This window comes from Lyngbya aestuarii BL J (assembly GCF_000478195.2).
Taxonomy (GTDB): Bacteria; Cyanobacteriota; Cyanobacteriia; order Cyanobacteriales; family Microcoleaceae; genus Capilliphycus; species Capilliphycus aestuarii.
The window spans coordinates 1-334 of the sequence record NZ_AUZM01000406.1 but is presented as its reverse complement, the minus strand read 5'-3'; the positions used below and the strand labels follow the sequence as shown (position 1 = coordinate 334).

Annotated in this window: 1 protein-coding gene; it reads right to left on the bottom strand. The window is 37.1% G+C overall.

Features of this window, described 5'->3' with window-relative positions:
• The coding region (locus M595_RS28705; protein WP_023070056.1) for an RNA-guided endonuclease InsQ/TnpB family protein at positions 1-334 on the bottom strand (334 nt) is incomplete at both ends.

Below are 334 nucleotides of genomic sequence, written 5' to 3'. Positions count from 1 at the left end.
AAGAACAAGTTTTGGAACTGGGGAAGAAGCGATCAACTTCTATGAGTTTTGCGCTTTTTTGTCGGAGCTTGTAATCCATAAAGTTTACAAACATCCCCCATCCAACATCAGATATTGACTTGGATAACAAACGATTCTTAACCATCCCCTTGACGTTGAGATTTTCAACGACAATGACTTGGCTTTCATCTACCAACTTTCTTGATAACTTGTGCAAGAAATCTTGGCGGGAATTAGCTATTCTCTCATAAACCTTAGCTACATTTTTCCTGAATTTCTTTCTCGATTTACTTCCTTTAGTTTTTCGAGAAAGTTTTTTCTGTTTGAGGGCTAA